25 protein-coding genes are annotated in these 26,360 nt (G+C 67.8%); 7 read left to right on the plus strand and 18 right to left on the minus strand.

What is annotated here, in order from left to right; all coding sequences use genetic code 11:
- Positions 1 to 281 precede the first annotated feature (281 nt).
- The 3 genes from ligA (at position 282) to K1T73_RS08705 (ending at position 6,028) form a co-directional block, all read left to right on the plus strand.
- Positions 282 to 2,531, plus strand: a complete 2,250-nt coding sequence (ligA, locus tag K1T73_RS08695; RefSeq protein WP_220603516.1) for an NAD-dependent DNA ligase LigA — start codon at positions 282 to 284, stop codon at positions 2,529 to 2,531.
- Positions 2,528 to 4,618, plus strand: a complete 2,091-nt coding sequence (gene recG, locus K1T73_RS08700; protein WP_220603517.1) for an ATP-dependent DNA helicase RecG — start codon at positions 2,528 to 2,530, stop codon at positions 4,616 to 4,618. Before ligA ends, recG begins: the two co-directional genes overlap by 4 nt.
- Positions 4,619 to 5,152: 534 nt before the next feature.
- Positions 5,153 to 6,028 (plus strand): cation diffusion facilitator family transporter, encoded by an 876-nt coding sequence (locus K1T73_RS08705; RefSeq protein WP_220603518.1) that lies wholly within the window; start codon positions 5,153 to 5,155, stop codon positions 6,026 to 6,028.
- Between the two features lie 16 nt (positions 6,029 to 6,044).
- On the opposite strand, the gene K1T73_RS08710 is transcribed toward K1T73_RS08705, so the two are convergent.
- Positions 6,045 to 6,491, minus strand: a complete 447-nt coding sequence (locus tag K1T73_RS08710) for an iron-sulfur cluster assembly scaffold protein (protein ID WP_220603519.1) — start codon at positions 6,489 to 6,491, stop codon at positions 6,045 to 6,047.
- Positions 6,492 to 6,555: 64 nt separating this feature from the next.
- Between K1T73_RS08710 and hisI the strand changes: the two genes are divergently transcribed.
- On the plus strand, positions 6,556 to 6,915 hold the full coding sequence (gene hisI / locus K1T73_RS08715) for a phosphoribosyl-AMP cyclohydrolase (RefSeq protein WP_220603520.1): 360 nt from the start codon (positions 6,556 to 6,558) through the stop codon (positions 6,913 to 6,915).
- 44 nt (positions 6,916 to 6,959) lie between these two features.
- Here the strand turns inward: hisI and K1T73_RS08720 are convergent, their stop codons facing one another.
- Genes K1T73_RS08720 through K1T73_RS08735 form a run of 4 tightly spaced genes read right to left on the minus strand, consistent with a single transcriptional unit; the run spans position 6,960 to position 10,727 of the window.
- Positions 6,960 to 7,868, minus strand: a complete 909-nt coding sequence (locus K1T73_RS08720; RefSeq protein ID WP_220603521.1) for an alpha/beta fold hydrolase — start codon at positions 7,866 to 7,868, stop codon at positions 6,960 to 6,962.
- Positions 7,868 to 8,884, minus strand: coding sequence for a TRAP transporter substrate-binding protein (locus K1T73_RS08725; protein ID WP_220603522.1), 1,017 nt, complete (start codon positions 8,882 to 8,884; stop codon positions 7,868 to 7,870). Before K1T73_RS08725 ends, K1T73_RS08720 begins: the two co-directional genes overlap by 1 nt.
- Positions 8,885 to 8,904: 20 nt before the next feature.
- Positions 8,905 to 10,212, minus strand: a complete 1,308-nt coding sequence (locus K1T73_RS08730; RefSeq protein WP_259400507.1) for a TRAP transporter large permease subunit — start codon at positions 10,210 to 10,212, stop codon at positions 8,905 to 8,907.
- The gene (locus K1T73_RS08735) at positions 10,209 to 10,727 is read right to left on the minus strand and encodes a TRAP transporter small permease subunit (RefSeq protein WP_220603523.1); all 519 of its coding nucleotides are present in this window, start codon (positions 10,725 to 10,727) and stop codon (positions 10,209 to 10,211) included. The genes K1T73_RS08730 and K1T73_RS08735 overlap by 4 nt, the downstream gene beginning before the upstream one ends.
- 139 nt (positions 10,728 to 10,866) lie before the next feature.
- On the opposite strand from K1T73_RS08735, the gene K1T73_RS08740 reads away from it, so the two are divergent.
- Positions 10,867 to 12,033 (plus strand): aminotransferase class V-fold PLP-dependent enzyme, encoded by a 1,167-nt coding sequence (locus K1T73_RS08740; protein ID WP_220603524.1) that lies wholly within the window; start codon positions 10,867 to 10,869, stop codon positions 12,031 to 12,033.
- A 178-nt stretch (positions 12,034 to 12,211) separates the two neighbouring features.
- Here the strand turns inward: K1T73_RS08740 and K1T73_RS08745 are convergent, their stop codons facing one another.
- From K1T73_RS08745 to K1T73_RS08755, 3 genes are all read right to left on the minus strand, one after another.
- A complete protein-coding gene (locus K1T73_RS08745; RefSeq protein WP_220603525.1) occupies positions 12,212 to 13,042 on the minus strand; it encodes an arginyltransferase in 831 nt (276 codons plus the stop codon).
- A 113-nt stretch (positions 13,043 to 13,155) separates the two neighbouring features.
- Entirely contained in the window at positions 13,156 to 13,623 is a 468-nt protein-coding gene (locus K1T73_RS08750; protein WP_220603526.1) for an RDD family protein, read from the minus strand.
- A 44-nt stretch (positions 13,624 to 13,667) separates the two neighbouring features.
- Positions 13,668 to 14,096: a DUF2852 domain-containing protein gene (locus K1T73_RS08755; protein WP_220603527.1), complete on the minus strand. Its 429-nt coding sequence runs from the start codon at positions 14,094 to 14,096 to the stop codon at positions 13,668 to 13,670.
- Between the two features lie 191 nt (positions 14,097 to 14,287).
- On the opposite strand from K1T73_RS08755, the gene K1T73_RS08760 reads away from it, so the two are divergent.
- On the plus strand, positions 14,288 to 17,080 hold the full coding sequence (locus K1T73_RS08760; protein ID WP_220603528.1) for a glutamine-synthetase adenylyltransferase: 2,793 nt from the start codon (positions 14,288 to 14,290) through the stop codon (positions 17,078 to 17,080).
- Positions 17,077 to 17,349 carry a hypothetical protein gene (locus K1T73_RS08765; protein WP_220603529.1) on the plus strand — a complete coding sequence of 91 codons (273 nt, stop codon included), beginning with the start codon at positions 17,077 to 17,079 and terminating at the stop codon, positions 17,347 to 17,349. Before K1T73_RS08760 ends, K1T73_RS08765 begins: the two co-directional genes overlap by 4 nt.
- A 4-nt stretch (positions 17,350 to 17,353) precedes the next feature.
- Here K1T73_RS08765 and K1T73_RS08770 read toward each other — a convergent pair whose 3' ends face one another.
- The 10 genes from K1T73_RS08770 to K1T73_RS08815 all read right to left on the minus strand — a co-directional run bounded on the left by K1T73_RS08770 (position 17,354) and on the right by K1T73_RS08815 (position 26,305).
- Positions 17,354 to 17,614 carry an amidophosphoribosyltransferase gene (locus K1T73_RS08770; protein ID WP_259400508.1) on the minus strand — a complete coding sequence of 87 codons (261 nt, stop codon included), beginning with the start codon at positions 17,612 to 17,614 and terminating at the stop codon, positions 17,354 to 17,356.
- 201 nt (positions 17,615 to 17,815) lie between these two features.
- Positions 17,816 to 19,267 carry an amidophosphoribosyltransferase gene (gene purF, locus K1T73_RS08775; RefSeq protein ID WP_220603680.1) on the minus strand — a complete coding sequence of 484 codons (1,452 nt, stop codon included), beginning with the start codon at positions 19,265 to 19,267 and terminating at the stop codon, positions 17,816 to 17,818.
- A 140-nt stretch (positions 19,268 to 19,407) separates the two neighbouring features.
- Entirely contained in the window at positions 19,408 to 19,857 is a 450-nt protein-coding gene (locus K1T73_RS08780) for a DMT family transporter (protein ID WP_220603530.1), read from the minus strand.
- Positions 19,854 to 20,474 (minus strand): CvpA family protein, encoded by a 621-nt coding sequence (locus K1T73_RS08785; RefSeq protein ID WP_220603531.1) that lies wholly within the window; start codon positions 20,472 to 20,474, stop codon positions 19,854 to 19,856. Before K1T73_RS08785 ends, K1T73_RS08780 begins: the two co-directional genes overlap by 4 nt.
- Before the next feature lie 23 nt (positions 20,475 to 20,497).
- On the minus strand, positions 20,498 to 21,859 hold the full coding sequence (gene radA / locus K1T73_RS08790; RefSeq protein WP_220603532.1) for a DNA repair protein RadA: 1,362 nt from the start codon (positions 21,857 to 21,859) through the stop codon (positions 20,498 to 20,500).
- A gap of 13 nt (positions 21,860 to 21,872) precedes the next feature.
- On the minus strand, positions 21,873 to 22,322 hold the full coding sequence (locus K1T73_RS08795; RefSeq protein ID WP_220603533.1) for a paraquat-inducible protein A: 450 nt from the start codon (positions 22,320 to 22,322) through the stop codon (positions 21,873 to 21,875).
- 188 nt (positions 22,323 to 22,510) lie between these two features.
- A complete protein-coding gene (locus tag K1T73_RS08800) occupies positions 22,511 to 23,695 on the minus strand; it encodes a VWA domain-containing protein (protein ID WP_220603534.1) in 1,185 nt (394 codons plus the stop codon).
- A 6-nt stretch (positions 23,696 to 23,701) separates the two neighbouring features.
- On the minus strand, positions 23,702 to 23,869 hold the full coding sequence (locus K1T73_RS08805) for a hypothetical protein (protein ID WP_220603535.1): 168 nt from the start codon (positions 23,867 to 23,869) through the stop codon (positions 23,702 to 23,704).
- Positions 23,870 to 23,885: 16 nt separating this feature from the next.
- A complete protein-coding gene (locus K1T73_RS08810) occupies positions 23,886 to 25,247 on the minus strand; it encodes a DUF2927 domain-containing protein (protein WP_220603536.1) in 1,362 nt (453 codons plus the stop codon).
- A gap of 218 nt (positions 25,248 to 25,465) precedes the next feature.
- Positions 25,466 to 26,305 (minus strand): MoxR family ATPase, encoded by an 840-nt coding sequence (locus tag K1T73_RS08815; protein WP_220603537.1) that lies wholly within the window; start codon positions 26,303 to 26,305, stop codon positions 25,466 to 25,468.
- Between the last annotated feature and the right edge of the window lie 55 nt (positions 26,306 to 26,360).

The raw sequence follows: 26,360 nt of genomic DNA on the forward strand, positions 1-26,360 counted from the left end.
AATGGCGTCGAGAGCAGTTTGCCCGTAGTTTCAGGAGCCCGCGCCCTGTCGGTTAACTCGTCGACCCTTTGACGGTGACGACATGACCCGAGCCTAATGTGGCTGACGTGTCCACCTGCGGGCGGACCGCGAGGCAGCCGTAGAATGGGCGAACCGGGGGGCCAGGCAGGAAGTGCACTGCGGCGCGGATGCCCGGTCGGACCCGCTGGACCTGACCCGGCGCGCGCACTATCCCTGTCACAAGGGCCGCCCGTAGGGCGGAGGAGTGCGCGGGGGACGACATGGCCGACGATCTTCGGGTCGACCGGATGACAGAAAAACAGGCGCGCGAGGAATTGGCACGCCTGGCCGAGCTTCTGGGCGAGGCGAACGCGGCCTATCACCGCGACGATGCGCCGGTGATGAGCGATGCCGAGTACGACCGGCTGAGGCAGCGCAACGCGGCGATCGAGGCGGCCTTTCCCGCGCTCAAGCGCGCGGACAGCCCGAGCGAGCAGGTGGGCGCGGCCCCCGCCGAAGGATTCGGCAAGATCAGCCATTCGGAGCGGATGCTCAGCCTCGGCAACGCGTTCGAGGCCGACGAGGTGAGGGAGTTCGACGCCCGCGTGCGGCGCTATCTCAATCTCGGGCCGGACGCGGCGCTCGACTACACGGCCGAGCCCAAGATCGACGGGCTGAGCCTGAGCCTGCGCTACGAGGAGGGCCGGTTCGTGCAGGCGGCGACGCGCGGCGACGGGCAGGTGGGCGAGAACGTGACGGCCAACGCGCGCACCATCGGGGACATCCCCGACCGGATCGAAGGGGCGCCCGACATCCTCGAGGTGCGCGGCGAAGTCTACATGAGCCACGCGGATTTCGAGGCGCTGAACGCGCGCCAGGCCGAGCGCGGCGACAAGACCTTTGCCAACCCGCGCAACGCCGCCGCCGGGTCGCTGCGCCAGCTTGACGCCGAGATCACCCGCGCGCGTCCGCTGCGGTTCTTCGCCTATGCCTGGGGCGCGCTGTCGGAGCCGCTGGCCGAAACGCAGATGGGCGCGATCGAGCGACTCTCGGAGCTTGGTTTCGTCACGAACGATCTCACGCGGCTATGCGACGGCGCCGAGGAGATGCTCGCCCATTACGAGACGATCGAACAGATGCGCGCCACGCTGGGCTATGACATCGACGGCGTGGTCTACAAGGTGAACGCCCTCGCGCTGCAGGCGCGCCTGGGCTATCGTTCGACCACGCCGCGATGGGCGATCGCGCATAAATTCCCCGCCGAGCTGGCCTGGACCCGGCTCGAGGCGATTGACATCCAGGTCGGCCGCACCGGCGCGCTGAGCCCCGTGGCACGGCTGTCACCGGTAACGGTGGGGGGTGTCGTGGTCTCGAACGCGACGCTGCACAACGAGGATTACATCGCCGGCCGCGCGGCCTCGGGCGAGGCGATCCGCGGCGGCAAGGATATCCGCGTCGGCGACTGGGTGCAGGTCTATCGCGCGGGCGACGTGATCCCCAAGATCGCGGACGTGGATCTCGAGCGGCGACCCGAGGATGCCGAGCCCTATCGCTTCCCCGAGACCTGCCCGGAATGCGGATCGGAAGCCGTGCGCGAGGAGGGCGACGCCGTGCGCCGGTGCACCGGGGGTCTCATATGCCCCGCGCAGGCGGTCGAGAAGCTGCGCCATTTCGTCAGCCGCGCGGCCTTCGACATCGAGGGTCTGGGTGCCAAGCAGGTGGAACAGTTCTTCGCCGATGGCTGGATCGCCGAGCCGGCCGACATCTTTACCCTCGAATCGCGGTTCGGCAGCGGCATGAAGCAGCTCAAGAACCGCGAAGGATGGGGGGAGAAGAGCGCCGAGAACCTTTTTGCGGCCATCGAGGCGCGGCGCGAGGTCGCGCTCTCGCGGCTTCTATACTCGCTGGGCATCCGGCACCTGGGCGAGGTGGCGGCGCAGGATCTCGCGCGGCACTACCAGTCGTGGGAGGCGCTGGTCGAGGCGGTGGACCTCGCCCGGCCGGCGGCGCAGGCGCATCGCGCGGGCGAGGAGGCGGCCGAGGCCGAGCGGGCGGCGGCAGCCGCCGAGGGGCGAGGCGCGCGCGTGTCCGAGGCGCGGGCCAGGGCACGGTCGGAGCGAGACGTGCCCGAGGACGCGCAGGCGGCGTGGGACGATCTCGTGGCGGTCGATGGCATCGGCCCCGTCCTGGCCCTGTCGCTGTCGGAGGCGCTGGCCAACCCCGAGGAGCGCGCGGCGATCGACCGGCTTGTCGGGAAGCTCGCGCGGATCGTCCCGCCAGAGGCGCGGGCCGAGGACAGCCCCGTCGCGGGCAAGACGGTGGTGTTCACCGGCACGCTCGAGAAAATGACGCGCGACGAGGCCAAGGCGCGGGCCGAAGCCCTGGGCGCCAAGGTGTCGGGTAGCGTCAGCAGCAAGACCGACCTTGTCGTCGCGGGGCCGGGCGCGGGATCGAAGGCGAAGAAAGCCCGCGATCTCGGCATCGAGATGATCGACGAGGATGCGTGGCTCGCCCTTATCGGTGATGCATGAGCACGCGGCCCGAAGCCCTTTTTCCACTCTTCGCGGCGCTCGAGACATTGCCGGGAGTGGGGCCGAAATCCGAGAAGGCGTTCGAGGCACTGGGCGTGACGCGGCCGCGCGACCTGCTCTTCACGCTGCCGCAGTCCGGCGTGGACCGCCGGCGGCGCGAGACGGTGCAGGGCGCGGAGCTGCCCGGTGTCGTGACGGTCGAGGTCACGGTGGGCCGCCACGTGCCGCCGCAGGGCCGCGGCCGCCCCTATCGCGTAACGGTCGAGGATGCGAAGGTCGCGTTCCAACTGGTTTTCTTTCACGCGCGGGGCGATTACCTGTCGCGGATCCTGCCCACCGGCGCGCGGCGCGTGGTATCCGGGCGGGTCGAGCTTTTCGACGGGATCGCACAGATGGTGCATCCCGATCACGTCCTGCCACCCGAGGAGGCCGGCGAGATCCCCGAGTTCGAGCCGGTCTATCCGCTGGCCCAGGGGATCACTCAACGCATGATGGCCAAGGCCGTCGCAGGCGCGCTCACCCGTGCGCCGGACCTGGCCGAATGGGTTGATCCGGGTCAGAAGGCGCGTGCGGGATGGCCGGGCTGGCGCGAGGCGGTGACGGCGGCGCATAACCCTGCGTCGGTGGCCGATCTATCGCCTGCGCATCCGGCGCGCGAACGGCTGGCCTACGACGAATTCTTTGCCCATCAACTGACCCTTGCGCTGGCGCGGGCGCATCGCAGGCGCGGCAAGGGCCGCGAGAGCCGGGGCGACGGGACATTGCGCGCACGCGTTCTGGCCGCGCTGCCCTATGACCCCACGGGCGCGCAGACCCGCGCGGTCGAGGAGATCGCCGCCGACATGGCCGCGCCCGAGCGGATGAACCGCCTGCTTCAGGGGGATGTGGGCGCGGGCAAGACGCTGGTGGCGTTCCTCGCCTTGCTGATCGCGGTCGAGGCGGGCGGACAGGGGGTGATGATGGCCCCCACCGAAATCCTCGCGCGTCAGCATCTCATGGGACTCGGTCCCATGGCCGAAGCCGCGGGTGTGCGGGTCGAGCTTCTGACAGGTCGGGACAAGGGGCGCGTGCGGGAGGCGAAGCTCGCGGCCCTCGCGGCGGGGGAGATCGACATCCTCGTCGGCACCCACGCGGTGTTCCAGAAGGACGTGGAATTCGCCGACCTGCGGCTTGCCGTGGTGGACGAACAGCACCGTTTCGGCGTCCGGCAACGGCTGGAACTGGGGGCCAAGGGGGTGCGGGCCGACGTGCTCGTGATGACCGCCACGCCCATTCCGCGCAGCCTCGCGCTGGCACAATACGGCGACATGGAGGTCAGCGTGCTGGATGAGAAACCGCCCGGCCGCAAGCCCGTCAGGACGGCGCTCGTCAACATGGCGCGGATGGGCGAGGTGGTGGAGCACCTGCGCCGCGCGGTAGCCGAGGGGCGGCAGGCCTACTGGGTCTGTCCGCTGGTGGACGAGAGCGAGGTGAGCGACCTGTCGAGCGCCGAGGAGCGGTTCCGATCTCTGCGCGCGCAACTGGGCGAGGGGCGCGTCGGGCTGGTGCACGGCCAGATGCCACCCGAGGAGAAGGACGCCGCGATGGCCGCGTTCCAGGCGGGCGAGACGAGCGTCCTCGTCGCCACGACGGTGATCGAGGTGGGGGTCGATGTGCCCAATGCCTCGATCATGGTGATCGAGCGGGCCGAGCATTTCGGGCTGGCGCAGCTTCACCAGTTGCGCGGTAGGGTCGGGCGTGGCAGCGCCGAGAGCACCTGCCTTCTGCTCTACCAGGCGCCGCTGAGCGAGGGGGGCGAGCGGCGGCTTGCCACGATGCGCGAAACGGAAGACGGGTTTCGCATCGCGGAGGTGGACCTCGAGATGCGGGGTGCGGGCGACGTGATCGGCACCGCGCAGTCGGGCGTGCCGAGGTTCCGCGTGGCGGACATGGAGGCGCAGGCCGCGTTGATGGCCGTGGCACAGACGGATGCGCGCAAGCTTCTGTCGGACGATGCCGGCCTGACCACGGGACGGGGCGAGGCGGCGCGCGTTCTGCTGTGGCTGATGGAGCAGGACCAGGCGATCCGGCTCATCAAGGTCGGATGAGGCGTGGAAATCCCTGTTGAAAATCAGTGCGTTCGGCTGGGTGTTCCGAAAAGTTCGCGAATGTTCCCAGAAAGTTCTTTACAAATCGTTTCCAAAATGAGAACAAATAGGCAACACGAGAATGACGAGGAGACCCGTGATGTTCAGCCAGATCAAGATCACCGCCGCACGGTCCGAGACCCTGTTGGGCGATGCCGTCGGCGCCGCGTCCCTTGTCGTCATGCTGGTCGGGGGGCTCTACCTGCCCGGTCTTTTCTGAAGGTTTCTGCCTGCGATAGATCCGACATGCCCATGGTCCCGCATCTCCTGTCCCCAACTTCGATGCGCTGTGACTGACACTGCCTGTCCCAAGTCCCCGGTGGGTTTGCCTCAACTCTCTCCGCCGATCCCATGGGCCCATTCGGATATCGCACTTGACTGCCGCCGCCATGCCTTGTGCATGTGCGGCGGTTTTTTTTGATCCCGCCGAGGGGTTGTGAAACCGGACCGCCTCGGGAAGGTTGGTCCAGGGCGGCACCGAAGGGAAGGCGCGGGATGCGAGATCACGCACATGACCATGGCGGCGGACATGACCACCTGCCGAAGAACGAGCGCGCGATCGGGATCGCCGCCATCCTCACGGGCACATTCATGCTGGCCGAGGTGGCGGGCGGGCTGATCTCGGGGTCGCTCGCGCTTCTGGCGGATGCGGGGCATATGCTCACGGATTTCGCGTCGCTCATGCTCGCGTGGCTGGCGTTCCGGCTGGCGCGAAGACCCGCGGATGCCGCCCGCACCTATGGGTATGACCGGTTCTCGGTGCTGGCGGCCTTCGTGAACGGGATGACGCTATTCGTCATCGCGGCCTGGATCTGCTGGGAGGCGGTTCAGCGCCTGCGTGAGCCGGTCGAGGTGATGGGCGGGCTGATGCTGGGCGTGGCGGTCGCGGGGCTGTTGGTGAACATCGCCGCTTTCTACGTGCTGACCCGTGACGAAAGCGAGAACCTCAACGTGCGCGCCGCCGCATTGCATGTGGCAGGCGATCTGCTGGGATCGGTGGCGGCAATCGTGGCGTCGCTCGTGATCCTCTGGACGGGATGGATGCCCATCGACCCGATCCTGTCGGTTCTGGTCGCGCTCATCATCCTCCGCAGCGCCTGGGCCGTGGTCCGCGAGAGCGGGCATATCCTCCTGGAAGGTGCGCCCCGGGGATTCGACCAGGAGGAAGTCGTGCGCGCGTTGCGGGAGGACGTCGCCGGCGTGACCGGGATCGAGCATCTTCATGCCTGGCAGGTCACGCAGGAGCGGCCCATGGTGACGCTCGAGGTCGAGACGGAAGCGGGATGCGACCGCGACCGGGTGCGCGACGAGGTGAAGGCGCTTCTGAACGAGCGGTTCGGCTTGGGGCACGCGACGGTCGAGATACGCTGAGTCCGTTCGAGCGGAGCTAGGCGGTCTGGGCAATCTGCTCGAGCGCCTCGACGGCGGCATCGAGCGAGAGGCAGATCGAGGCGTGACGGTTCTTGTAGCTGGCGGCCGGGCGCAGAACCTCGAGCCCGTCGAAAGGGGCCGGCGGTGTGGGGCCGTCTTCCTTCAGCATGGCATGGAGGGCGTCGCGGGCCGCGCGGACCTCATCGAAGCTGCATCCGATGATATTGCCGCCCACCACGCTTGCCGCCGCCTGGCCCAGCGCGCAGGCCTTCACGTCCTGTGCGTAATCGGTGACGCATCCGTCCTCGGCGGTGATGTCCACGGTGATCGTGGAGCCGCAGAGGGGCGAGCGTCGCTTCACCGTGGCCGAGGGCGCGTCGAGCCGGCCGAGCCGGGGGATGTCGGCGGCCAGTTCGAGAATGCGGCCGGAATAGAGCTTTATCAGGTCGGTCTCGCCGCTCATGGCTTTCCCTTCTGTGACGTGCGGCTTAGATAGAGCGGCGGGCCGGACATGGAAAGGGGGGCGCATGACATTCGATCCCGAGACGCTTCGCTACAATGCGGCAGGCTTGATCCCCGCGATCGCGCAGGAGGCCGAGACCGGCGAGGTCCTGATGATGGCGTGGATGAACGCCGAGGCCGTGGCGCGCACGCTCGAGACCGGGCGCGTGACCTACTGGAGCCGGTCGCGGGCCGCCTTCTGGGTGAAGGGCGAGACGAGTGGGCATGTGCAGGACCTCGTGGAGATGCGCGTCGATTGCGACCGCGATTGCCTCCTGCTGCTGATCCGACAGGAGGGTCCGGCATGTCATACGAACCGCCGGAGCTGTTTCTATCATGCGGTGCGGGACGGGGACGAGGTGGAGATCATGGCGCCCCTGGCCTGAGAGGCTCAAATCGCGCGCCGCTGGCCCAAGCGATGCGCCCTGCCTCAGAGCCTTGCGAATGTGTCGAGCGCGGCGGCGAGCGCGGTGTCGGAGCCCCGGTCGCACATGGGTTGGTGCGAGTGACCCGGGGCGAGACCGGAGCGTGACGTGAGATAGGCGGCACGGGGCAGGGCGTCGACGAGCGTGGGCCAAGCGGCGATGCGATGCGTCCAGAGACCGGAGCGGTCGAGATAGTCGCCCGCGACAAGGACGAACGGCGTATCGCCGAGATCGTCGGCGCTGACGGGATCGGCCGAAGGCTCGATCGCGATCACGCCGGAGACGCCCGCGCCTGCACCGAGCGCACCGTAGAGCGCGTCTGAGCCTTGCGAATGACAGATCACGATGGCCTGTCCCAGCCGATCGAGAAGCGCGTGGAGGGCGGCGACCTGCAAGTGCGTGGTCGAGAACCAGCGCGGCACGAAATGGCGCGCGAAGTCCTCAAGCCGTGCCACGGGGAAACGCGCGCCGGGGAAGGGGCGGCGGCGGGCGAAATCCTCGGGCGCGCCGATACGGAAAAGCTCCCATGCTTCCTCCATCGTGCGCAGGACCGGATCACCCGGCCAGAGCCCCGGCGCGAAACCGGCGCGGCCGCGTTCGACATTGTCGATCACATGCACCTCGTAGCCGCGGGCAAGAAGCCCGTGGAGCCAGCCGGGGCGGCCGTCGGGCGTGCGCTCCCATATCGTGCCGGTCAGGCCGCCGCCATGCACCAGAACGACCGGGGGTGCGGTGTTGCGCGGCTCGGGGACGAAGAACTGCACGTAGGCATGTTCGACCGCGTAGTGGCCGCGCGGATCGCGGGTCATGCTGAACTGGGGTGTGAAGCGGATGGTCTCGGGCGCACCACGGGTCTCGCGGTGGACGCGGCCACCCACCGTGTAGGAGCAAAAATCCGCAAGCGGCGTCGCCATCAGTCGAGCGCGGAAAGATCGCGATATTCGCGGTAATCCTCGTCATAGGCGCGGTAGCTGTCGATCACGCGGGCGAACATCTCGTCCTCGGCGGACTTCTCGGCATAGACCTCGTTCGCGGCCTTGCGCAGCGCGTCGAGAACCGGGTCGGGGAAACGTTCGACGGTGACGCCATTCGCGCGGAATTCCTCGAGGATCGCGGCCTGCGCCCCCGCGGCGGTGCCAAGCGCAAAGAGATTAGCGTCGTTGCAGGCGGTTTCGATGGCGGTGCGGTGCGCGGGTTCGAGCGCGTCCCACTTGTCCTTGTTCATGTAGAACTCGATGAAGCCCGCCGGTTGGTGCCAGCCGGGGAAGTAGTAATGCTTGGCCACCTGGTCGAAGCCCATGAGCCTGTCGACGAGCGGGAAGCTGAGCTCGGTCGCGTCGAGCCGCCCGGTTTCGAGCGAGGTCGAGATTTCGCCGGTGGGGAGCGACATGGCGTTCGCGCCGAGCTTGCCCAGGATGTCGCCCCCGAGGCCGCCGATGCGGATGTTGAGCCCCTTGAGGTCCTCGGGCGTCTCGATGGGTTTCGTGTACCAGCCGCCGGCCTCGGAGAGGATGACGCCGCAGGCCATGGGCACGAGGTTGTAGGGTTCGTAGATCTCGCGCCAGAGCTCGAGCCCACCGCCGTGGTTGAGCCAGCCGATATAGGAGAGCGGATCGCCGCCGAACGGGACCGAGCCGAAAAGAGCCGCCGCGGGTTCCTTGCCGCTGGCATAGGCGGCGAAGGACCAGCCCGCGTCTATGGCGCCGACGCTCGCGTTGTCGAAGATTTCGAAGGCGGGGGACAGTTCGCCCGCGAGCAGGTAGTCGAACTCGACCGCGCCGCCGGTGAGGGCCGAGACGTTCGCGACGAACCGCTCGGCCGTGGGATGAAGGACGGGAAGCTGGCCGAAGGCTGATTGCAGCGTGTAGCTTTCGGCGCCGGCGGTGGTTGCCGCGACGGTGAGGGCGGTGGCGAGAAGGGTCTTGCGCATAGGGTGTCCTTTCGATGGGGTCAGATCAGGCCGGTGACGAGCACTGGGAAGGCGATGAGCAGGGCGAGCACCAGCAGTTGAAGCGCCACGAAAGGCGCCACTCCGCGATAGATCTGCCGCGTCGTGAGCCGATCGCCCGCGGCGCCGCGGAGGTAGAAGAGCGAAAAGCCGAAGGGCGGAGTGAGGAAGGAGGTTTGCAGGTTGACCGCCACCAGCACCCCGAACCACACGAGCAGCGCCTGACCGGTGAGCCCGCTCCCGAAGTCGAGCCCCGCCACGATGGGCGCGAAGATCGGCATGAGGATGAGCGTGATCTCGAGCCAGTCGAGCACGAAGCCGAGGAGGAAGATCGCGCCCATGACGGTGGCGAGGACCGCGTAGGGAGAGCTGCCGAAGAGCGTGACGCCCGCCTCGACGAGGTCGTCACCACCCAGCCCCTTGAACACCGCCGAGAAGCAGGTCGCGCCGATCATCACGAAAAGCACCATGGAGGTGGTCGTCACCGTCCGGCGTGCGGCTGCGAGGATCGTGGTGACGTCGAAGCGGCGGTAGAGCGCGGTGACGATGACCGCGCCGAAGGCCCCCAGACCCGATGCCTCGGTCGGCGTGGCGAGCCCGGCGATGATCGAACCCAGCACCGCGATGATCAGCAGTAGGAGCGGGCCGAGATCGAGCAGCAGGCGCAAAGGGTGGACGCGCGCCGCCCGGTCGAGCCGGGGCAGGCCGCGTGCCCGCCAGACAACGAAGGCGCCGTAGACCGCGACAAGCACGAGACCCGGCCCGATGGCGCCTGCGAACATCGCCGGGACCGGCGCGCCGAGTTGATCGCCCAGCACGATCAGCATCACCGAGGGCGGGATGAGGATGGCGAGTGTGCCGGAGGACGCGACAAGCCCCGCCGCGGTGGGCTTGTCGAAGCCCGCCTCTTCGAGCCGCGGGAGCGCGAGGAGCGCCAGAAGCACGACCGACGCGCCGACGATCCCCGATGACGCTGCGAGAAGGACGCCGATCACGAGCACCGAAAGCCCCATGCCCGCGGCGCTTCCGCCCAGGGCGCGTTGCGCTGCGCGCAAACTGCGCTCGGCCACGCCAGACATTTCCAGCACGAGGCCCATGAAGATGAACATCGGGATTGCCACCAGAAGCCAGTTCGACAGGACGTTTGCATAGATGCGGCTAGTCAGGAGCGAGAAGTAGGCAATGGGCAGGTCCGAGATCAGCACGAAGAGCGCCGCCGCGCCGCCCAGCACCATGCCCACGCGGTAGCCTGCGAGGATGCCCGCGAGGGTCAGTCCGGCCATGGCGAGGGGGAGGGCGGCGTCGGTCATCGGGCGCGGCGCAGTAGGCGCCAGGTCTCGACCAGGATCGCCGCGGCGAGAAGGGCAAGGCCGAGTGGCAGGAGCGACTTGACGAGCCAGAGATCGTCGAGCCCGCCATTGCGCCCGCCCTCGTCGGAGGACCAGGCGCGGAGCATGAAGGCCGAGGATGCGGGAACCATCAGTGCAAAGAACGGCACCGCGAAGAGCGCGTGACCGATGAGGTCGGTGCGGGCCTGCCAGCGCGGGCTGCGGGCCTGATAAAGGAAGTCGACCCGCACATGACCTTCACCGAGCCAGACGATGCCCGCCGGCAAAAGGCCGATGAGCACGAGGAGATGCCATTGCAGGTCGAGCAGGGAATTGAGCGTGATCCCCCGTCCGAGAAGGGGCAGCGCGCGGTCGAAACTCGCCACCGGGTTGATGTCGAGCGCCGAAAGCGCGACCTGCGCCACGATGGCCAGCATGAGCACGATGACCGCCCAGTCGAGGATGCCGAGACCGATTGCCGTAAACCGCGCGCGCATGATGCCCCCTCCCGCTCGGGGTTCATGGAAGGCCAAGGCGGGTGCGGGCGCAACACTTTTCTGGCGCGCTGGTCGTCGCTTGCTGGACAAGGGCGGCCGGCGCGTGGAGAGATGGCGCGCGGATCGGAAGGGGAGCGGAATGGATATCGAGACGGTGAGGGCCGAGACGCCTGCCTGCGAGCACGTGCTGCATTTCAACAATGCGGGCGCATCGCTCATGCCTCTGCCGGTGGTGGCGGCGTTGCAGGGCGTGCTCGACGACGAAGTCGCCCTGGGCGGCTATGAGGCCGAGCGCCGGGCGGCGGCCGATCTGACCGCGTTCTACGACGAGTTCGCGGCGCTGCTGAACGGGCGTTCCGAGGAAATCGCCTATGTCGAGAACGCGACGCGCGCCTGGGACATGGCGTTCTACGGGTTGGAGCTTGGGCCCGGCGACCGGGTCATCACGCATGGGTCGGAATATGTCTCGAACTACCTCGCGCTCTTGCAGCAGGCGGAGCGGCGGGGCTTCGAGATCGACGTGGTAGGGTCGGACGAGACGGGGCAGATCGACGTGGCGGCGCTCGAACGGGCGATCCGACCGGAGACGAAGCTCATCGCGATCACGCATGTGCCGACGCAGGGCGGCCTCGTGAATCCCGCCGAGGACGTGGGACGGATCGCGCGGGCGCATGGCGTGCTCTACATGCTCGATGCCTGCCAGTCGGTGGGCCAGATCGACGTGGACGTGGCGCGGATCGGGTGCGACATCCTGTCGGGCACGGGGCGCAAGTTCCTGCGCGGGCCGCGCGGGACCGGGTTCCTGTGGGTGCGGTGCGAGGTGGTGGAACGGATCGACCCGCCCTTCCTCGATTTGCGCGCGGCCAACTGGACCGGCCCCGACAGCTACGAAATGGCGCCGGGCGCGCGGCGCTTCGAGACCTGGGAGAGTTTCGTCGCGGGGCGCGTGGGATTGATGGCGGCGGTGCGTTACGCGCGCGGGATCGGGATGGCGGCGATCGAGGCGCGGGTCGAGACGCTTGGCCAGCAACTGCGCGAGGCGCTGGACGGGCTGCGGGGCGTCAGCGTGCATGATCGTGGCGCGCGCAAATGCGGAATCGTGACCCTGCGCAAGGAGGGTATCGCGCCCGCCGAGATGGCCGCGCGGCTGCGCGAGGAAGGTATCAACGTGTCGGTGTCGCAGGTGAGTTCCGCGCGGCTCGACCTCGGGCCGCGGGGAATCGACGCGCTGCTGCGCGCCTCGGTGCATTACTTCAACACCGAAGCCGAGGTCGTGCGGTTCGCGGAGGCGGTGGACCGGCTGTGAGGTCGGAAGGTCGCCGCGTGACGTTCCGTCCATATCGCCGCGATGACCCGGGCTGGGTGGTGTGGACGAACCTGCGATTCTATCGGACGGCCCACGGCTTTGACGCGGGCTTCGGCCGCCGCGCGCGAGCGCCGCGAGGATAAGCCGGGCCGGCGTGTCACGAGCCCGGGACCGGTGCTCAGCCTCGCTGGACGTGGCGGGCCATGTTGTCGGGCAGGGTGATGTCGGCCACCTGTTCGGCGATTGGATCGTTGCGCAGGGGGTGCGCCTTCGTATCGTAATCGGCCGGATCGCGCATCTTCTCCCACTTGCCGCCGACATGAACCTCGAGCCCCGAGAAGCGCGCCTTGTAACCCATCTTGGGACTGCCGGGCACCCAGTAGCCGAGATAGACGTAAGGCAGGCCCATCTCGCGCGCGAGGTGGATGTGATCGAGGATGAGGTAGGTGCCGGGGCTGCGTTTCTGCAAGCCGGGCTCGAAGAAGGAATAGACCATGCTCACCCCGTCCTCGAGCACGTCGGTGAGCGAGGTCGCCATCAAGTCGCCGGTCTCGTCGTCGGTGTATTCGATGACGCGCGTGCGCACCGGGGTCTCTTCGACCATCGCGGCGAATTCGAACGCGTCCATATCGGCCATGCCGCCTGCCGCGTGGCGTTCCTCGAGATAGCTGCGGAACAACGCGAACTGTTCCTCGGTGGCCCAGGGAGAGCTTGTCCGGCGCGAGAGGTTGGCATTGCGCCGAAGCGCGCGTTTCTGGGATTTCGACGGGGTGAAGGCCGCGACGTCGATCCGCGCCGAGAGGCAGGCCGCGCAATCGGCGCAGGCGGGGCGATAGAGCACGTTCTGCGAGCGGCGGAACCCCTGCTGCGAGAGCGTATCGTTGAGGCGCTGTGCCTCGGGGCCTTGCAGCGCGGTGAAGAGCTTGCGCTCCATCCGGCCCGCCAGGTAGGGGCAGGGCTGGGGCGCGGTCACGTAGAATTGGGGCGCGATGGGCAGCGTGTGGCGCATGGTCTCTCGTCGTCGGGTCCGGTCGGTGCGGGCACGGTAGCAATGAAGCGCGGGCGCGCCAAGTCATTCGTGCCAACCGCAGAGATAGGCCGGGCGCGCCCGCGGAAAAGACCTCAGCCCCGTGCGCGACAGTTGAGCGCGGTCGTGTCGAGCATGATGTCGGGCAGGCCCTGGCCGCGCGGGTGGAAGGCCATGAAGCCCATCGACACGAGCTGTATGACCGGCATCGCGCAAGCGAGCGTGAAGAGCCCGGTGTGCAGTGCCGCCGTCATCCCGTCGAGCCGCGTGCCGTCGGCGCGGCGGAACTCGATCCCCATGAGCCGCATCCCCCAGGTCGCGAAGGCGCGCGAAATCGTGACCCAGCGATAGACGAAGCCGAGGCAGAGAAAGAGAAACGGGAAGAAGAAAAGCCCGATAAAGGCCGTGAGGACCACCGCGAAGAGGCTCAGCGCGAAGATGACCGCGCTGTCGATGACGAAGGCCAGAAGCCGCTTGAGCGGCACATCGGCGTAGAATTCGGGCGCGCGCTCGGGGTCGGGCAGGTGCCAGTCCACGAGCGCGGTGCGAGGGGGGTCGGACATCTCCGGCCCCGGGTGGGGGCCGGTCGAGGAAATATCGGGTCGCATCATGCCTCGCGCGGGGTATCGTCTTCGGCGCGGGCATTGGCGGCGCGGGCACGTTCGTCCATGAACTGGTCGAATTCCGACTTGTCCTTGGCCTGGCGGAGCCGGTCGAGGAAGTCTTCGAAGGCCTTCTGTTCCTCCTCGAGGCGGCGCAGCGTGTCGGCGCGGTAGGCGTCGAAGGCGCTGTTGCCAGAGGAGGGGGCGGCGAAGCCGGTGGACATCGGGGAGGTCATCGAGGATTTCGAGCAGGTCATTTTACCCTTCCAGATCATGTAGCCCAGGAGCGCGAGGCCGACGGGCCAGAAGAAGATGAAGCCCAGAACCATCGCGGCGATCCAGGCGGCGCGGCCCTTGGAATCGAGCCAGCCTTCGGCGCGTCCAAGTGCCGCCATCGGGCCGCGGCAATGGCCTTGGGAGGCGAATGTCGTCATGGGAAAGTCCCTTTTCGTCAGGTTGCATCTTATGTGAAGGCGTTTCACATCCTGCATCGGAAATGGGAATTGGCCGAGTCAGCTGCAAGGGTTTATGTGAATCTTTTTCACATCGGGTGCGGCGCGCCGTCCGCCCATCGGCGCATTTCAGCCGTTGACCTTGGCGCGTAGGGCGGGGAAGGTTCCGCGTCATGAGCTTCGATCGACGTCTCACGCGCCATCCGGCGCCCCATGATCCGGACGCGGCGGAGGAGGTGCGCGCGGCGCTGCCTGACCTTTCAAAGCCGGTGGAGGCGCTCGTCGCCGGGGCCGGGGGGTGCAGCCCCTACCTGCACGGGCTCATCCTGCGCGAGGCCGCGTGGCTGCCGGACGCGCTGGAGGAACCCGAGGCGAGTTTCGACGCGGTCATGGAGGAAGTGCGCAGGCTCGAACCTACCGAGCTTGGCCGGGGGTTGCGACGTGCGAAGGGGCGCGTGGCGCTTCTGATCGGGCTCGCTGACCTTGGCGGTGTCTGGCCCTTGGAGGAGGTGACGGCGCGGCTTTCGGATTTCGCCGATCTCGCGGTGCAGATGGCCCTGCGCGAGGCCGTGGGCCGCGAGATCGCTCGGGGCAAGCTGCCGGGGCAGGAGGAGGCAGATCTCGACACGGCCGGCGGGATGGTCGTGCTGGCCATGGGAAAGATGGGCGCGCGCGAGCTGAATTACAGCTCGGATATCGACCTCATCTGCCTCTTCGACGAGACCCGGTTCGAACCGGGCGACATACCGGAGGCGCGCGCGTCGTTCGTGCGGGCCACGCGGCGGATGTGTGCCACGCTGAGCGACCGGACCGCGGAGGGCTATGTCTTTCGCACGGACCTGCGGCTCAGGCCGGATCCGAGCGTGACCCCGGTCTGCATGTCGATGGCCGCCGCCGAGACCTATTACGAAAGCCTGGGCCGGACCTGGGAGCGTGCCTCCTATATCAAGGCGCGGCCGGCGGCCGGCGACATCGAGGCGGGCCAGCGGTTCCTCGCAACGCTGAAGCCTTTCGTGTGGCGTCGGCACCTCGATTTCGCGGCGATCGAGGACGCGCACAACATGCGGCTCAGGATCCGGCAGGCGAAGGGGTTCGGGCGCGGTCTGCGCCTCTCGGGACACAACATGAAGCTGGGCCGGGGCGGCATCCGCGAGATCGAGTTCTTCACCCAGACGCGCCAGATCATCGCAGGCGGACGGGACCGCTCCTTGCGCGTGCGCGGCACGGTCGAGGGTTTGGCGCGGCTGGCCGAGGGCGGATGGGTGCCGGGCGAGGTGGCCGAGGAGTTGACCGAGCATTACAGGTTCCACCGCGAGGTGGAGCACCGCCTGCAAATGCTGCGCGATGCGCAGACGCATGATCTTCCGTCCTCCGATGACGAGTTCGAGCGGCTGGCCGACTTCATGGGGCGCGAACGCGCGGAGTTCGAGGGGGAGCTTCTCGACCGGCTGAAGCGGGTGGACGCGATCATCGAGCGGTTCTTCGCGCCGGAAGGTGCCGACGAAGAACCGCCCGCGCAGGGCGTAGACCTCGACCGCACGATCATCGCGCGCTGGCCCGGCTACCCGGCGTTGCGCTCGGCGCGGGCCACCGAGATCTTCAACCGCATCAGACCCACCATCCTCAACCGCCTTGCTGCGGCCACGCGACCGCAGGAGGCGCTGGTGGCGCTGGACGGTTTCCTGGCGGGGCTTCCGGCCGGGGTGCAGCTTCTGTCGCTTTTCGAGGCCAATCCGCAGCTCATCGACCTTCTTCTCGACATCGCGGGCACGGCGCCGGCGCTGGCGAGCTACCTGTCGCGCAATCCCGGCGTGTTCGACGCGGTGATCGCGGGGGACTTCTTTGCGCCCTGGCCGGGCCTCGACGGCCTCAGGGCGGACGCGGAGGATGCGCTGGCGCAGGAAGGCGATTACGAGCGCAAGCTCGATGCCGCGCGGCGCTGGCGGCGGGAATGGCTGTTCCGGGTGGGGGTGCATCACCTGCGGGGTCTCATCGACGGTGCGCGTGCGGGGGAGCAATACGGCGAATTGGCCGAAGCGGTGGTCGCGGCGCTTTTTCCCGACGTGGTGGCCCAGTTCGCGCGCCGGCATGGTCCGCCGCCGGGGCGGGGCGCGGCGGTGGTGGCCATGGGCTCGCTCGGGGCGGGGCGGCTCAACGCGGGGTCGGATCTCGATCTTATCGTGATCTACGACGCGGAAGGGGTGGAAGCCTCGGACGGCCGCAAACCGCTGGCCACGCGGACCTACTACGCGCGGCTTACGCAGGCGCTCATCACCGCGATCACGGCGCAGACCGCCGAGGGGCGGCTTTACGAGGTGGACATGCGGCTGCGTCCGTCGGGCAACCAGGGGCCGGTCGCGACGGCCTGGCCCGCGTTCAAGACCTACCAGCAGGAGGAGGCCTGGGTGTGGGAGCACCTCGCGCTGACCCGTGCGCGGCCCATCGCGGGCGACGCGGCGCTCTGCGAGGACATCGCAGCCTTCCGCCGTGAGCTTCTGTCGCGGCCGGTGGAGGCGGCGAAGGTGCTGGAGGAGGTGGCCGAGATGCGCGCGCGCATTCGCGCGGCGAAGCCGCCCGAAGGGCCGCTTGACGTGAAGCTTGGGCCGGGACGGCTTCAGGATATCGAGCTGGTAGCGCAGGCGGCGGTGCTTCTGGCGCGCGGCGATGCGCGGAAAGTGGAAGCGGCGCTCGACCTCGGTGTCGCGATCGGCTGGCTGAGCGACGCGGAGAGAGATGCGCTTGGCGCCTCCTACGCGCTGTGCTGGGAGGTGATGATGGCCGCGCGGCTTCTGAGCGAGCGCGCGCCTGATCCCGACCGGGTGAGCGGGAGCGCGGAGAGCTATCTCCTGCGGGTCTCGGACACCGAAAGCATGGACAGTCTCGTCGCGCGGCTGGCAGAGTGTGCCGAGGCCGCCGAGGGGGCCATCGACGCGGCGCTGGCCCGCGTGCCGGAGGAGAGGACATGAGAGAGCGCGATCCGCTGGACCCCAAGGGGCTCATCCGCGAAAGCTACAGGATCGAGGGGATCGGGCCGGGCGAATGCCGGTCGATCTTTCTTGACTGGGCGCTGTCGATGGACACAGGCCGCGACACGCAGGCCGACATCGCGGCGCTTCTGGAGCGCTATGCCGGTGAGCATGGCGATCATCCGATGACGCAGGTGCTGCGCGAGGGGCAGAAGGGCGCGGACCGCCCGCGACGGCGGGGCGGCTGGAAATCGCGCCCCCGCGAGTAGCGGTTCAGCCGGTGGGCATGGTGAGGCGCGAGACCTTGCCATTGCGCATGAGAACCAGGAGGCCGTCATTGATCGCGACGACCGTCTGACGGGCGACCGTGTCGCCCAGCGTCACCTTCTCGATCTGGCCCGAGCGATGACGGATGAGCGCCTCGGGACGGGTCTTGACGAAGGTGCCCACGAGGGTGAGCGCATTGGTCGGGAGAGCGCCGCGACGGGTGGCAGCGGCGCCCACGTTGTCGGGGGTCGGGGTGGCTTCGGCCATGTGTCTGTCTCTCCTGAATGTCTGTCCAGGGCCGGTCGGGCCCGTGCCGCGCGAAGCGGCCGATGCCGCGCATCTAGGACAGGCAGGCGGAGAGGTGAACCGGGGTTGCGCGCGGTCGGCAACATGATGCCGCGCCGCGGCGCGCGCTGCGCTTGAAACCGCCGGTCGGTGCCGGGTGACGTTGCGTCGCAGGGCGTGGGGTTATTCAGCCGCCTTCAGTTCGAAACCGTTCTCGATCTGGTCGGAGGGGGCCACCGGGTATTCGCCCGAGAAGCATGCATCGCAATACTGGGGGCATTCGGAATTGCGGCCTTCGGCCTCGCCCACGGCGCGGTAGAGCCCGTCGAGCGAGATGAACTTGAGGCTGTCCACCGCGAGATGTTCGCGCATCTCGTCCTCCGACATGGTCGCCGCCAGAAGCTTGTCGCGCTCGGGCGTGTCCACGCCGTAGAAGCACGGCCAGGCGGTCGGGGGCGAGGCGATGCGGAAATGCACCTCGGCGGCGCCGGCATCAAGGATCATGTCCTTGATCTTGCGGCTGGTGGTGCCGCGCACGACCGAATCGTCGACGAGGATCACGCGCTTGCCCTCGATGAGGGCGCGGTTGACGTTCAGCTTGAGCCGCACGCCCATGTTGCGGATCTGCTCGGTCGGCTCGATGAAGGTGCGGCCCATATACTGGTTGCGGGTGATCCCCATCCCGTAGGGGATGCCGCTTTCCTGGCTGTAGCCGATGGCCGCGGGCGTGCCGCCGTCGGGAACCGGGCAGACGAGATCGGCCTCGACCGGCGCTTCGCGCGCGAGCTCCACGCCGATCTGGCGGCGGGTCTCGTAAACGGAGCGACCGCCATAGATCGAATCGGGGCGCGAGAAATAGACGTGTTCGAAGATGCAGAAACGCGAACTGGCCTGGCGGAAGGGGCGGCGGCTTTCGACGCCCTCGTCGGTGATGACGACCATCTCGCCCGGTTCGATCTCGCGCACGTAACGGGCGCCGATGATGTCGAGCGCGCAGGTCTCGGAGGAGAGCACCCAGCCGTCGCCGATCTGGCCCAGCACCAGCGGACGCACCCCCAGCGGATCGCGCACGCCGATGAGCTTGGTGCGGGTCATGGCGACCACGGAGAACGCCCCCTCGACCCGGCGCAGCGCATCCTCCATCCGGTCGGGGATCGTCTTTTGCAGCGAGCGCGCCATGAGGTGGATGATGCATTCGCTGTCGGAATTGGACTGGAAGATCGAGCCGCGCTCGATCAGTTCCCGCCGCAGCGCGTTGGCATTGGTGATGTTGCCGTTATGCGCGATGGCGGCGCCGCCCATGGCGAATTCGCCGAAGAAGGGCTGCACGTCGCGGATGACCGGCGCCTTGCCCCCGGCGGTGGAGTAGCGCACATGCCCGATGGCGAGCGCGCCGGGCAGGGTCTCCATGAGAGATTGCTTGGTGAAATTGTCGCGCACGTAGCCGAAGCGGCGCGCATTGTTGAAGCCCTCGTCGGGATGGTAGCTGACGATCCCGCCCGCCTCCTGCCCGCGGTGCTGTAGCGCGTGAAGGCCGAGGGCCACGAAATTGGCGGCGTCGGCAACGCCGATCACGCCGTAGACGCCGCATTCCTCCTTGAGCTTGTCGTCATCGAAGGGATGGGCGGGAGGCATCTGGCGGGACAAGGGCAGCTCCGAATCCGTTGCGCGATATGGGGCCCGGTTTACGCGGGATCACCCGTGCTGTCACGAAACTATCACAGAATGTGGCGTGGCGTCAGTCAGTAGGTCATGCGGTATGACCGGGATATGGGTCAGTAGCGCGACAATACAACCCCCGCCAGGAGGCAGCAGGCCGCGAGGATGCGGGGGATGGAGATGGGGCGCGCGGTGAGGCCGAAGGCGCCGAGATAGTCGATGACCATCGCCGCCGCCACCTGGCCCAGCACCACCATGATCGTGAGCGTGAGCAAGCCGAGGATCGACACGCTCCAGAGCGAGGACCACACGAAGAGAGCGCCGAAAAGCCCGCCCACCAGGAGCCAGGGCGGCACCGATGTCACGCGCGGCAGGCTCGGCCCGTCACCCACGGCGAGCGTGAGGATCAGAAGCGCCACGAATCCCACGAAGAAGGAGACCGTGGCGGCGGCGAGCGAGCTTTCGATGATGCGGCCCATCGCGGCGTTGATCGGGCTTTGCACCGCCACGGCGACGCCGGTGACGATCATGAGGGCCGAGGCGATGAGAACGGTGTGGGTGCTCATTCCGTGGCGGTCGCGGGCGCGATCTCATCGGTGCCGGTTCCGGTGCCGGTCTCGGCCGGTTCGGGCGCGTCACAGGCGCCCACGAGTTCCTCGTATTGGCGGGTGATCCAGCCCAGGGCCTGCTCGGGGTTGCCGTCCTCGATCTTGCCGGTCATGCGCGCGAAGACGCGGGCCGAGCGGCTGTCGTCGATCATGCGGATTTCCTGGCTGGCCGCCACGGTCTCGTAGACGAAATAGGCGATCGCCACGAGAAGGATGCCACGCGCCACGCCGAAGACGAAGCCGATCCCCTGGTCGAGCCCGCCCAGCACCGAACGCTGCACCAGAGACGAGAAGAGCGGCGTGATCAGTGACGCGATGATGAGAGCCACGGCAAAGACGACAGCGAAGGCCGCGATCATCGAAAGTTCGCAATTGTCGCCGAGGAAGTCGCCTACCATGGGGATTTCCTTCACCAGCGGTTCGACCTGCGGAGCGAAGATGAAGGCCAGAAGACCCGCCACGATCCAGCCGCCGATGGCCAGCGCCTCGCGCACGAAGCCGCGGCTGTAGGCCAGCAGGGCCGAGAGCACGATGACGAGCGCGACCACGCCGTCGATGATGGTGAAGCCTTCCATGGCGGTCCTGTCCCTTTTGTGCGCTACCCGGCGCCGAAAATGTCACCCACGAAACCCGTCAGATCGTCCACTGTCGTCAAGGTCATGCCAGCCCCGCCCGCGTCTTTGCCGCCGGACGGAAGGATGGCCGAGGTGAAACCAAGTTTTTGCGCTTCTTTCAACCTGTTTTCGCGCTGGCTTACCGGGCGGAGGGCGCCGGAGAGGCTGATTTCGCCGAAAACGACCGTGTCGGGCGGAAGTGCGCTGTCCTCGCGGGCGGAGAGCAGGGCGGCGGCGACGGCGAGGTCGGCGGCGGGTTCGGAGATCTTCATCCCGCCCGCCACGTTGAGATAGACGTCGAGCCCCGCGAAGGGGATGCCGCAACGTGCCTCGAGCACGGCGAGGATCATGGCGAGGCGCGCACCGTCCCAGCCCACGACCGCGCGGCGCGGCTGCGCGTGGGGGGTGGGCGCGACGAGCGCCTGCAATTCGACCAGCACGGGGCGCGTGCCCTCGATGCCGGAAAAGACAACCGATCCGGGCGCGGGTGCGCCACGTTCGGACAAGAATAGCGCAGAAGGGTTAACGACTTCTGCAAGGCCGCGCCCGGTCATCTCGAACACGCCGATCTCGTCCGCGGGTCCGAAGCGATTCTTGACCGCGCGCAGGATGCGGAACTGGTGGCCGCGCTCGCCCTCGAAATAGAGCACCGTGTCGACCATGTGCTCGACCACGCGGGGGCCGGCGATCTGGCCGTCCTTGGTGACGTGGCCCACCAGCACGACCGACACGCCGCGCCGCTTGGCGAAGGAGGTCAGTTCATGCGCCGCTGCGCGCACCTGGCTGACCGAGCCGGGGGCGGAGCCGACCGTGTCGGACCACATGGTCTGGATCGAATCGATGATGACGAGCCTCGGTTTCTCGGCCTCGATCGTGGTGAGGATGTCGCGCAGGTTGGTCTCGGCGGCAAGCTGCACGGGCGCGTCCGAAAGGCCCAGACGCTCGGCGCGCATCCGCACCTGTGCGCTGGCTTCCTCGCCCGATACGTAGATCGTCTTGAGCCCCTGGCGGGCGAAGGCGGCGGCGGCCTGGAGGAGAAGGGTGGACTTGCCGATGCCCGGATCGCCGCCCACCAGAAGCGCAGAGGCCGGGACGAGACCGCCGCCCAGCACGCGGTCGAGTTCCGCGATGCCCGAGCAGGTGCGCGGCGACGCGGATTCCTCGGTGGTGAGATCCGTGAGGGGGACGCGGTTGCCCTTGGCGTTTCCGAGGCTCGCCTTGGCCGGACCAGAGGAAAGCCGCGCATCCTCGGTGATCGTGTTCCACTCGCCGCAGGCTTCGCACCGGCCCGACCACTTGGTCGTCACGGCGCCGCAGGCATTGCAGGAATAGGTGGTCTTGGCCATGGCGCCTCATGCCTCACGGGCCGGGTTTCGTCAAACCCCGTTTGCGTGTCATGTGGCCCACGAGAAGCGAGGCGAGGATGCAGCCGGTGAAGAGATGGAGGCCCCAGGCGGTCTCGATCCGGCCCACGCCAATTCCCCTGGCGATGGTGATGTAGAGCGCGATGAGGAAGATGTCGGCCATCGCGAGCTTGCCCAGGATGGCGAGCACGGGCAGGACGCGGCGGCGCAGGAGACCGTAGTGGATGAGGGCGAGGCCGATCGTCTTGAGATAGGGTGCGAAGAGCGCGAAGGCGGTCACCACGAGCGCGAGGAACACGTCCGTTTGCCAAAGCGATTGCAGCCCCGAAATGACGCTGATCTCGGAGAGGCCGAAAAGCGGCAGCAGCCCCGCGCGCAGGAGCGGTGCGAACCACGCCACGGGAAAGAGGACGAGCAGCGAAAGATTGGCGAGGCGCAGGAGCATGGGCGGTCTCCGAGGGTCGCAGGAATGGTTAACGGAGCGTGCGCGGCGCACAAGACCCGCATGGTGGCGGTTGCACGATGGCCATGAAACACAGGGCGATGCGCCGAGAAGCCACGTCGGTATCCATGTCGGTATCCACGTCGGTATCACGTCGGTGCAAAGGTTAACGCCAGATTAACCCGCGCAGGTCAGCGGACCAGCATCTTCATGCCGCGATCGAGCCCTTCGAGCGTCATGGGGACCATCTGCCCGTCGAAGATCTGCGAGATCATCTGGATCGACTGGGTATAGCCCCAATGCGCTTCGGGCACCGGGTTGATCCAGAGATTCGCGGGCCACTGGTCGCGCGCGCGCCTGAGCCAGGTTTCGCCCGCTTCCTCGTTCCAGTGCTCGTTGGCGCCGCCGGGATAGGCCACCTCGTAGGGCGACATGGAGGCGTCGCCCACGAAGATGCACTTGTAGTCGGAGCCGTAGGTGTTGAGCACCTCCCAGGTGGGCGTGACCGCGTCCCAACGGCGGCGGTTGTCGCGCCAGACGCCTTCGTAAAGGCAGTTGTGGAAATAGTAGTATTCGAGATGCTTGAACTCGGCCCGGGCTGCCGAGAACAGCTCCTCGACGATGCGGATATGCGGGTCCATCGAGCCGCCCACGTCGAGAAAGAGCAGGAGCTTGACCGCGTTGCGCCGTTCGGGGCGCGTGACCACGTCGAGATAGCCATGATCGGCGGTGGCACGGATCGTGCCGTCGAGGTCGAGTTCCTCGTGCGCGCCGTCGCGAACCCAGTTGCGCAAGCGCTTGAGGGCCACCTTGATGTTGCGTGTGCCGAGCTCGATGCTGTCGTCGAGATTGCGGAACTCGCGCTTGTCCCAGACCTTCACCGCGCGCTGGTGGCGGGATTCATCCTGGCCGATGCGGATGCCTTCGGGGTTGTAGCCGTACGCGCCGAAAGGCGAGGTGCCCGCCGTTCCGATCCACTTGTTGCCGCCCTGGTGGCGGCCCTGCTGCTCCTTGAGCCGTTCCTTCAGCGTCTCCATCAGCTTGTCGAAGCCGCCGAGCGCCTCGATCTCGGCTTTCTCCTCGGGGGTCAGATGTTTCTCGGCCATCTTGCGCAGCCAGTCGGCGGGCAGGTCCACGGCCTTCATCACCTCGTCCATCGTGATGCTCTCGAGGCCCGAGAAGCTGGCCGCGAAGGCGCGGTCGAAGCGGTCGATGTGGCGTTCGTCCTTCACCAGCGACGTGCGCGCGAGATAGTAGAACCCGTCCGGGTCATAGGTCACGAGCCCGGCGCGCAGGCCCGACAGGAAGGTGAGGAATTCGCGCAGGGAGACCGGCACGCCGGTCTTTCGCAGTTCTTCGAAGAAGGGCAGGAACATGCCGGGTCAGGTCGACATGCGCGCCATCACGATCGACGCGAAGAGAGCCGCGAGCGAAAAGAGGAGCGCGTAGACGAGGGCGTATTGCGCCATGTCGGCACCCGCCCCCTTGCGGCGACGGGCCTGGTAGGCGCCGAGTGCGGCGCCGATGAATGCGGAAACTGCGACAACCATTGACACTTGCACTCCGTCAGAAGCCCTTGAAGGGGTTGAGCGACGCGATCTCGCGCTGTTTGGCGCGCACCGCCCAATCGGCCCCGTATCCGTAGCGCGCCCAGCCCAGGCTGTCCAGCCGCACGGCGCGGGCGTCGGAGGCGCGGCCCGTGAGATCGAGCGCCTCGGCGCGCAGGAGCATGAGCGTGGCGAGAAGGGCGGCGTTCTCGTGCCGCTCGGCCACGGGGATCTGCGCGTTCACGAGGGCCAGCGCGGCCTCGCCCTTGCCTTGCGTGATGGCGTAGGCGGCCAGTTGCGAGGCCGCGTGGGCGCGGTGGATCGCGGTGGCGGGCGCGCGGCGGTAGTAGGCGTCGGCGGCGGCGAAATGGTTCTGGGCGAAGACCGGCGCGGAGGATTGCGTGATCCGGCCCAGCGCGTAATGCGAGAATCCGCGTCGGTGATCGGTCCAGTTCATCGTCTCGGCGATCCGCACGGCCTCCTGCGCGGCGGCCTGACGCTGTGCCTGCCGGGTGCCGGGGCCGAGCGCGGTCTGGATGGCGTTGATCCAGGCGCGCGGGGTCGCGCTCACCGGGCGCGGCGGGATCGTGTCACCGCGCGGGTTGAGCCGCGAGAGGATCGCGGGCAGGCGGTTCGCGACCTCGTTGTAGCCCATGCCCGAGCGCAGCGCCGGGTCGTAGAAGGCGCGCAGGATCAGCATGTCGAAGCCCGTCAGAACGGTATGCACGTTGTCGTCGTTGAAGACGCTGTCGCTCAGCCGATAGAGATCGTTGAGCGGGCCGATGGCCTGGGCCAGTTCCTCGTGCAGGCAGTCGCGCACCTCCTGCGGGCTGGCGTCGGAAGGCAGGAAGATCGCGATCTTCTCGCGGCGCACGAGGTCCGACCAGTTCGTCCGGCCCGCGCGGCGCGCGGACCCGTATTGAGAGATGTCGTCGATATTGGGAACGACGAAACAGGCGGCCTGCGGCAGTTCGCGGCGGATCGCGGCGCGCGAGATGGCCTGGATGGTGATGTTGGCGCCGGTTCGGCCGGCCAGGTCGATGTCTATGCCGGCCTCGCGGCGCAGGCGGTGCAGCACGCGCACCAGATCGGGCATGAGCGTCGCGGGTGGCGCGCCGGTCACGCGGACGCGGATCGGCCCCTCGAATCGCGAGAAGGTGCGGAGCTGACGACCGGATTCGAGCTGCATCGCGAGGTCGAGGAAATCGCGGCGGATGTCGGCGTTGGAGCGCGCGGGCGGCTCGGGGCGGGCGTGGGCGAAGACCTTGATCGAGGCGAGTTGCTCGGGCGCGGGCATGGCCGCGCGTGAGGGCACATCGCCCGGCGTGCCCGGCGTGCAGGCCCCGAGGGTCAGGAGAACGGGAAGAAGGATACGGCGCATGAACCCTCGGGGACTGTTGATGTCGGACGGATCCCGAGGGCCGCAAGGTCCCCGGGCACAATTCCCTCCGAAGCCGCGCCGCCCACGGGGAAAGGCGCCGCGCCGGCGGGATGACGGCGTGATCTACTGTCATCCCGCCCATGGTATGAAGCATTTGAGGCGAAATTGTGTCGGATGCCGTGCGACGGCGGGGGGGACGCCGGTCCCGGCGCGTGCCGTCACCGGGCGCGGCGGGCCATGAAGGCGAGACGTTCGAAGAGGTGGACGTCCTGCTCGTTCTTCAGAAGTGCGCCGTGCAGGCGGGGGAGCGCCTCGCTCGCGTCGCGCTTGAGGTCCTCTGGCGAGAGATCCTCGGCGAGGATGAGCTTGAGCCAGTCGAGCACCTCGGAGGTCGAGGGTTTCTTCTTGAGCCCCTGCTGATCGCGGATCTCGTAGAACTGGGTGAGGGCGGTGGTCAGGAGGGCGGGCTTGATGCCGGGATGGTGCACCTCGACGATCTTCTTCAGCGTCTCCATGTCGGGGAAACGGATGTAGTGGAAGAAGCAGCGCCGCAGGAAGGCGTCGGGCAGCTCCTTCTCGTTGTTGGAGGTGATGATGATGACCGGGCGATGACGCGCGGTGATCGTCTCGCCCGTCTCGTAGACGTGAAATTCCATCCGGTCGAGTTCCTGCAGAAGGTCGTTCGGGAACTCGATGTCGGCCTTGTCGATCTCGTCGATGAGCAGCACGACGCGCTTCTCGCTCGCGAAGGCCTGCCAGAGCTTGCCGCGGCGGATGTAGTTCGAGACGTCATGCACGCGCTCCTCGCCGAGCTGGCTGTCGCGCAGGCGGCTCACGGCGTCGTATTCGTAGAGGCCCTGGGCCGCGCGGGTCGTGGACTTGATGTTCCATTCGATCATCTCGAGCCCGAGGCTCTGCGCGACCTGGCGGGCGAGTTCGGTCTTGCCGGTGCCCGGCTCGCCCTTGACGAGGAGCGGACGCTCGAGCGTGATGGCCGCGTTGACGGCGACGGTCAGGTCCTCGGTGGCCACATAGGCATCGGTGCCGGTGAATTTCATGCGATTTCAACCTTTTTCTGGCAGTTATTCAGGCGCGTGAACCGGGAAGCTACCC

This window comes from Roseovarius sp. SCSIO 43702, from assembly GCF_019599045.1.
GTDB lineage: Bacteria > Pseudomonadota > Alphaproteobacteria > Rhodobacterales > Rhodobacteraceae > Roseovarius.

Bases quoted from the DNA above. Each gene is read 5' to 3' on its own strand.
- K1T73_RS08710 (WP_220603519.1), bottom strand. From the start codon at position 6,491: ATGAGCGGCGAGACCGACCTGATAAAGCTCTATTCCGGCCGCATTCTC.
- radA (WP_220603532.1), bottom strand. From the start codon at position 21,859: ATGGCCAAGACCACCTATTCCTGCAATGCCTGCGGCGCCGTGACGACC.
- K1T73_RS08750 (WP_220603526.1), bottom strand. From the start codon at position 13,623: ATGTCCGACCCCCCTCGCACCGCGCTCGTGGACTGGCACCTGCCCGAC.
- recG (WP_220603517.1), top strand. From the start codon at position 2,528: ATGAGCACGCGGCCCGAAGCCCTTTTTCCACTCTTCGCGGCGCTCGAG.
- K1T73_RS08770 (WP_259400508.1), bottom strand. From the start codon at position 17,614: ATGGCCGAAGCCACCCCGACCCCCGACAACGTGGGCGCCGCTGCCACC.
- K1T73_RS08805 (WP_220603535.1), bottom strand. From the start codon at position 23,869: ATGGTTGTCGCAGTTTCCGCATTCATCGGCGCCGCACTCGGCGCCTAC.
- K1T73_RS08810 (WP_220603536.1), bottom strand. From the start codon at position 25,247: ATGCGCCGTATCCTTCTTCCCGTTCTCCTGACCCTCGGGGCCTGCACG.
- K1T73_RS08780 (WP_220603530.1), bottom strand. From the start codon at position 19,857: ATGAGCACCCACACCGTTCTCATCGCCTCGGCCCTCATGATCGTCACC.
- K1T73_RS08735 (WP_220603523.1), bottom strand. From the start codon at position 10,727: ATGCGCGCGCGGTTTACGGCAATCGGTCTCGGCATCCTCGACTGGGCG.
- purF (WP_220603680.1), bottom strand. From the start codon at position 19,267: ATGCCTCCCGCCCATCCCTTCGATGACGACAAGCTCAAGGAGGAATGC.
- K1T73_RS08720 (WP_220603521.1), bottom strand. From the start codon at position 7,868: ATGGCGACGCCGCTTGCGGATTTTTGCTCCTACACGGTGGGTGGCCGC.
- K1T73_RS08765 (WP_220603529.1), top strand. From the start codon at position 17,077: ATGAGAGAGCGCGATCCGCTGGACCCCAAGGGGCTCATCCGCGAAAGC.
- K1T73_RS08730 (WP_259400507.1), bottom strand. From the start codon at position 10,212: ATGACCGACGCCGCCCTCCCCCTCGCCATGGCCGGACTGACCCTCGCG.
- K1T73_RS08800 (WP_220603534.1), bottom strand. From the start codon at position 23,695: ATGTTCCTGCCCTTCTTCGAAGAACTGCGAAAGACCGGCGTGCCGGTC.
- K1T73_RS08785 (WP_220603531.1), bottom strand. From the start codon at position 20,474: ATGGAAGGCTTCACCATCATCGACGGCGTGGTCGCGCTCGTCATCGTG.
- K1T73_RS08705 (WP_220603518.1), top strand. From the start codon at position 5,153: ATGCGAGATCACGCACATGACCATGGCGGCGGACATGACCACCTGCCG.
- K1T73_RS08760 (WP_220603528.1), top strand. From the start codon at position 14,288: ATGAGCTTCGATCGACGTCTCACGCGCCATCCGGCGCCCCATGATCCG.
- K1T73_RS08740 (WP_220603524.1), top strand. From the start codon at position 10,867: ATGGATATCGAGACGGTGAGGGCCGAGACGCCTGCCTGCGAGCACGTG.
- K1T73_RS08795 (WP_220603533.1), bottom strand. From the start codon at position 22,322: ATGCTCCTGCGCCTCGCCAATCTTTCGCTGCTCGTCCTCTTTCCCGTG.
- ligA (WP_220603516.1), top strand. From the start codon at position 282: ATGGCCGACGATCTTCGGGTCGACCGGATGACAGAAAAACAGGCGCGC.
- hisI (WP_220603520.1), top strand. From the start codon at position 6,556: ATGACATTCGATCCCGAGACGCTTCGCTACAATGCGGCAGGCTTGATC.
- K1T73_RS08815 (WP_220603537.1), bottom strand. From the start codon at position 26,305: ATGAAATTCACCGGCACCGATGCCTATGTGGCCACCGAGGACCTGACC.
- K1T73_RS08725 (WP_220603522.1), bottom strand. From the start codon at position 8,884: ATGCGCAAGACCCTTCTCGCCACCGCCCTCACCGTCGCGGCAACCACC.
- K1T73_RS08745 (WP_220603525.1), bottom strand. From the start codon at position 13,042: ATGCGCCACACGCTGCCCATCGCGCCCCAATTCTACGTGACCGCGCCC.
- K1T73_RS08755 (WP_220603527.1), bottom strand. From the start codon at position 14,096: ATGACGACATTCGCCTCCCAAGGCCATTGCCGCGGCCCGATGGCGGCA.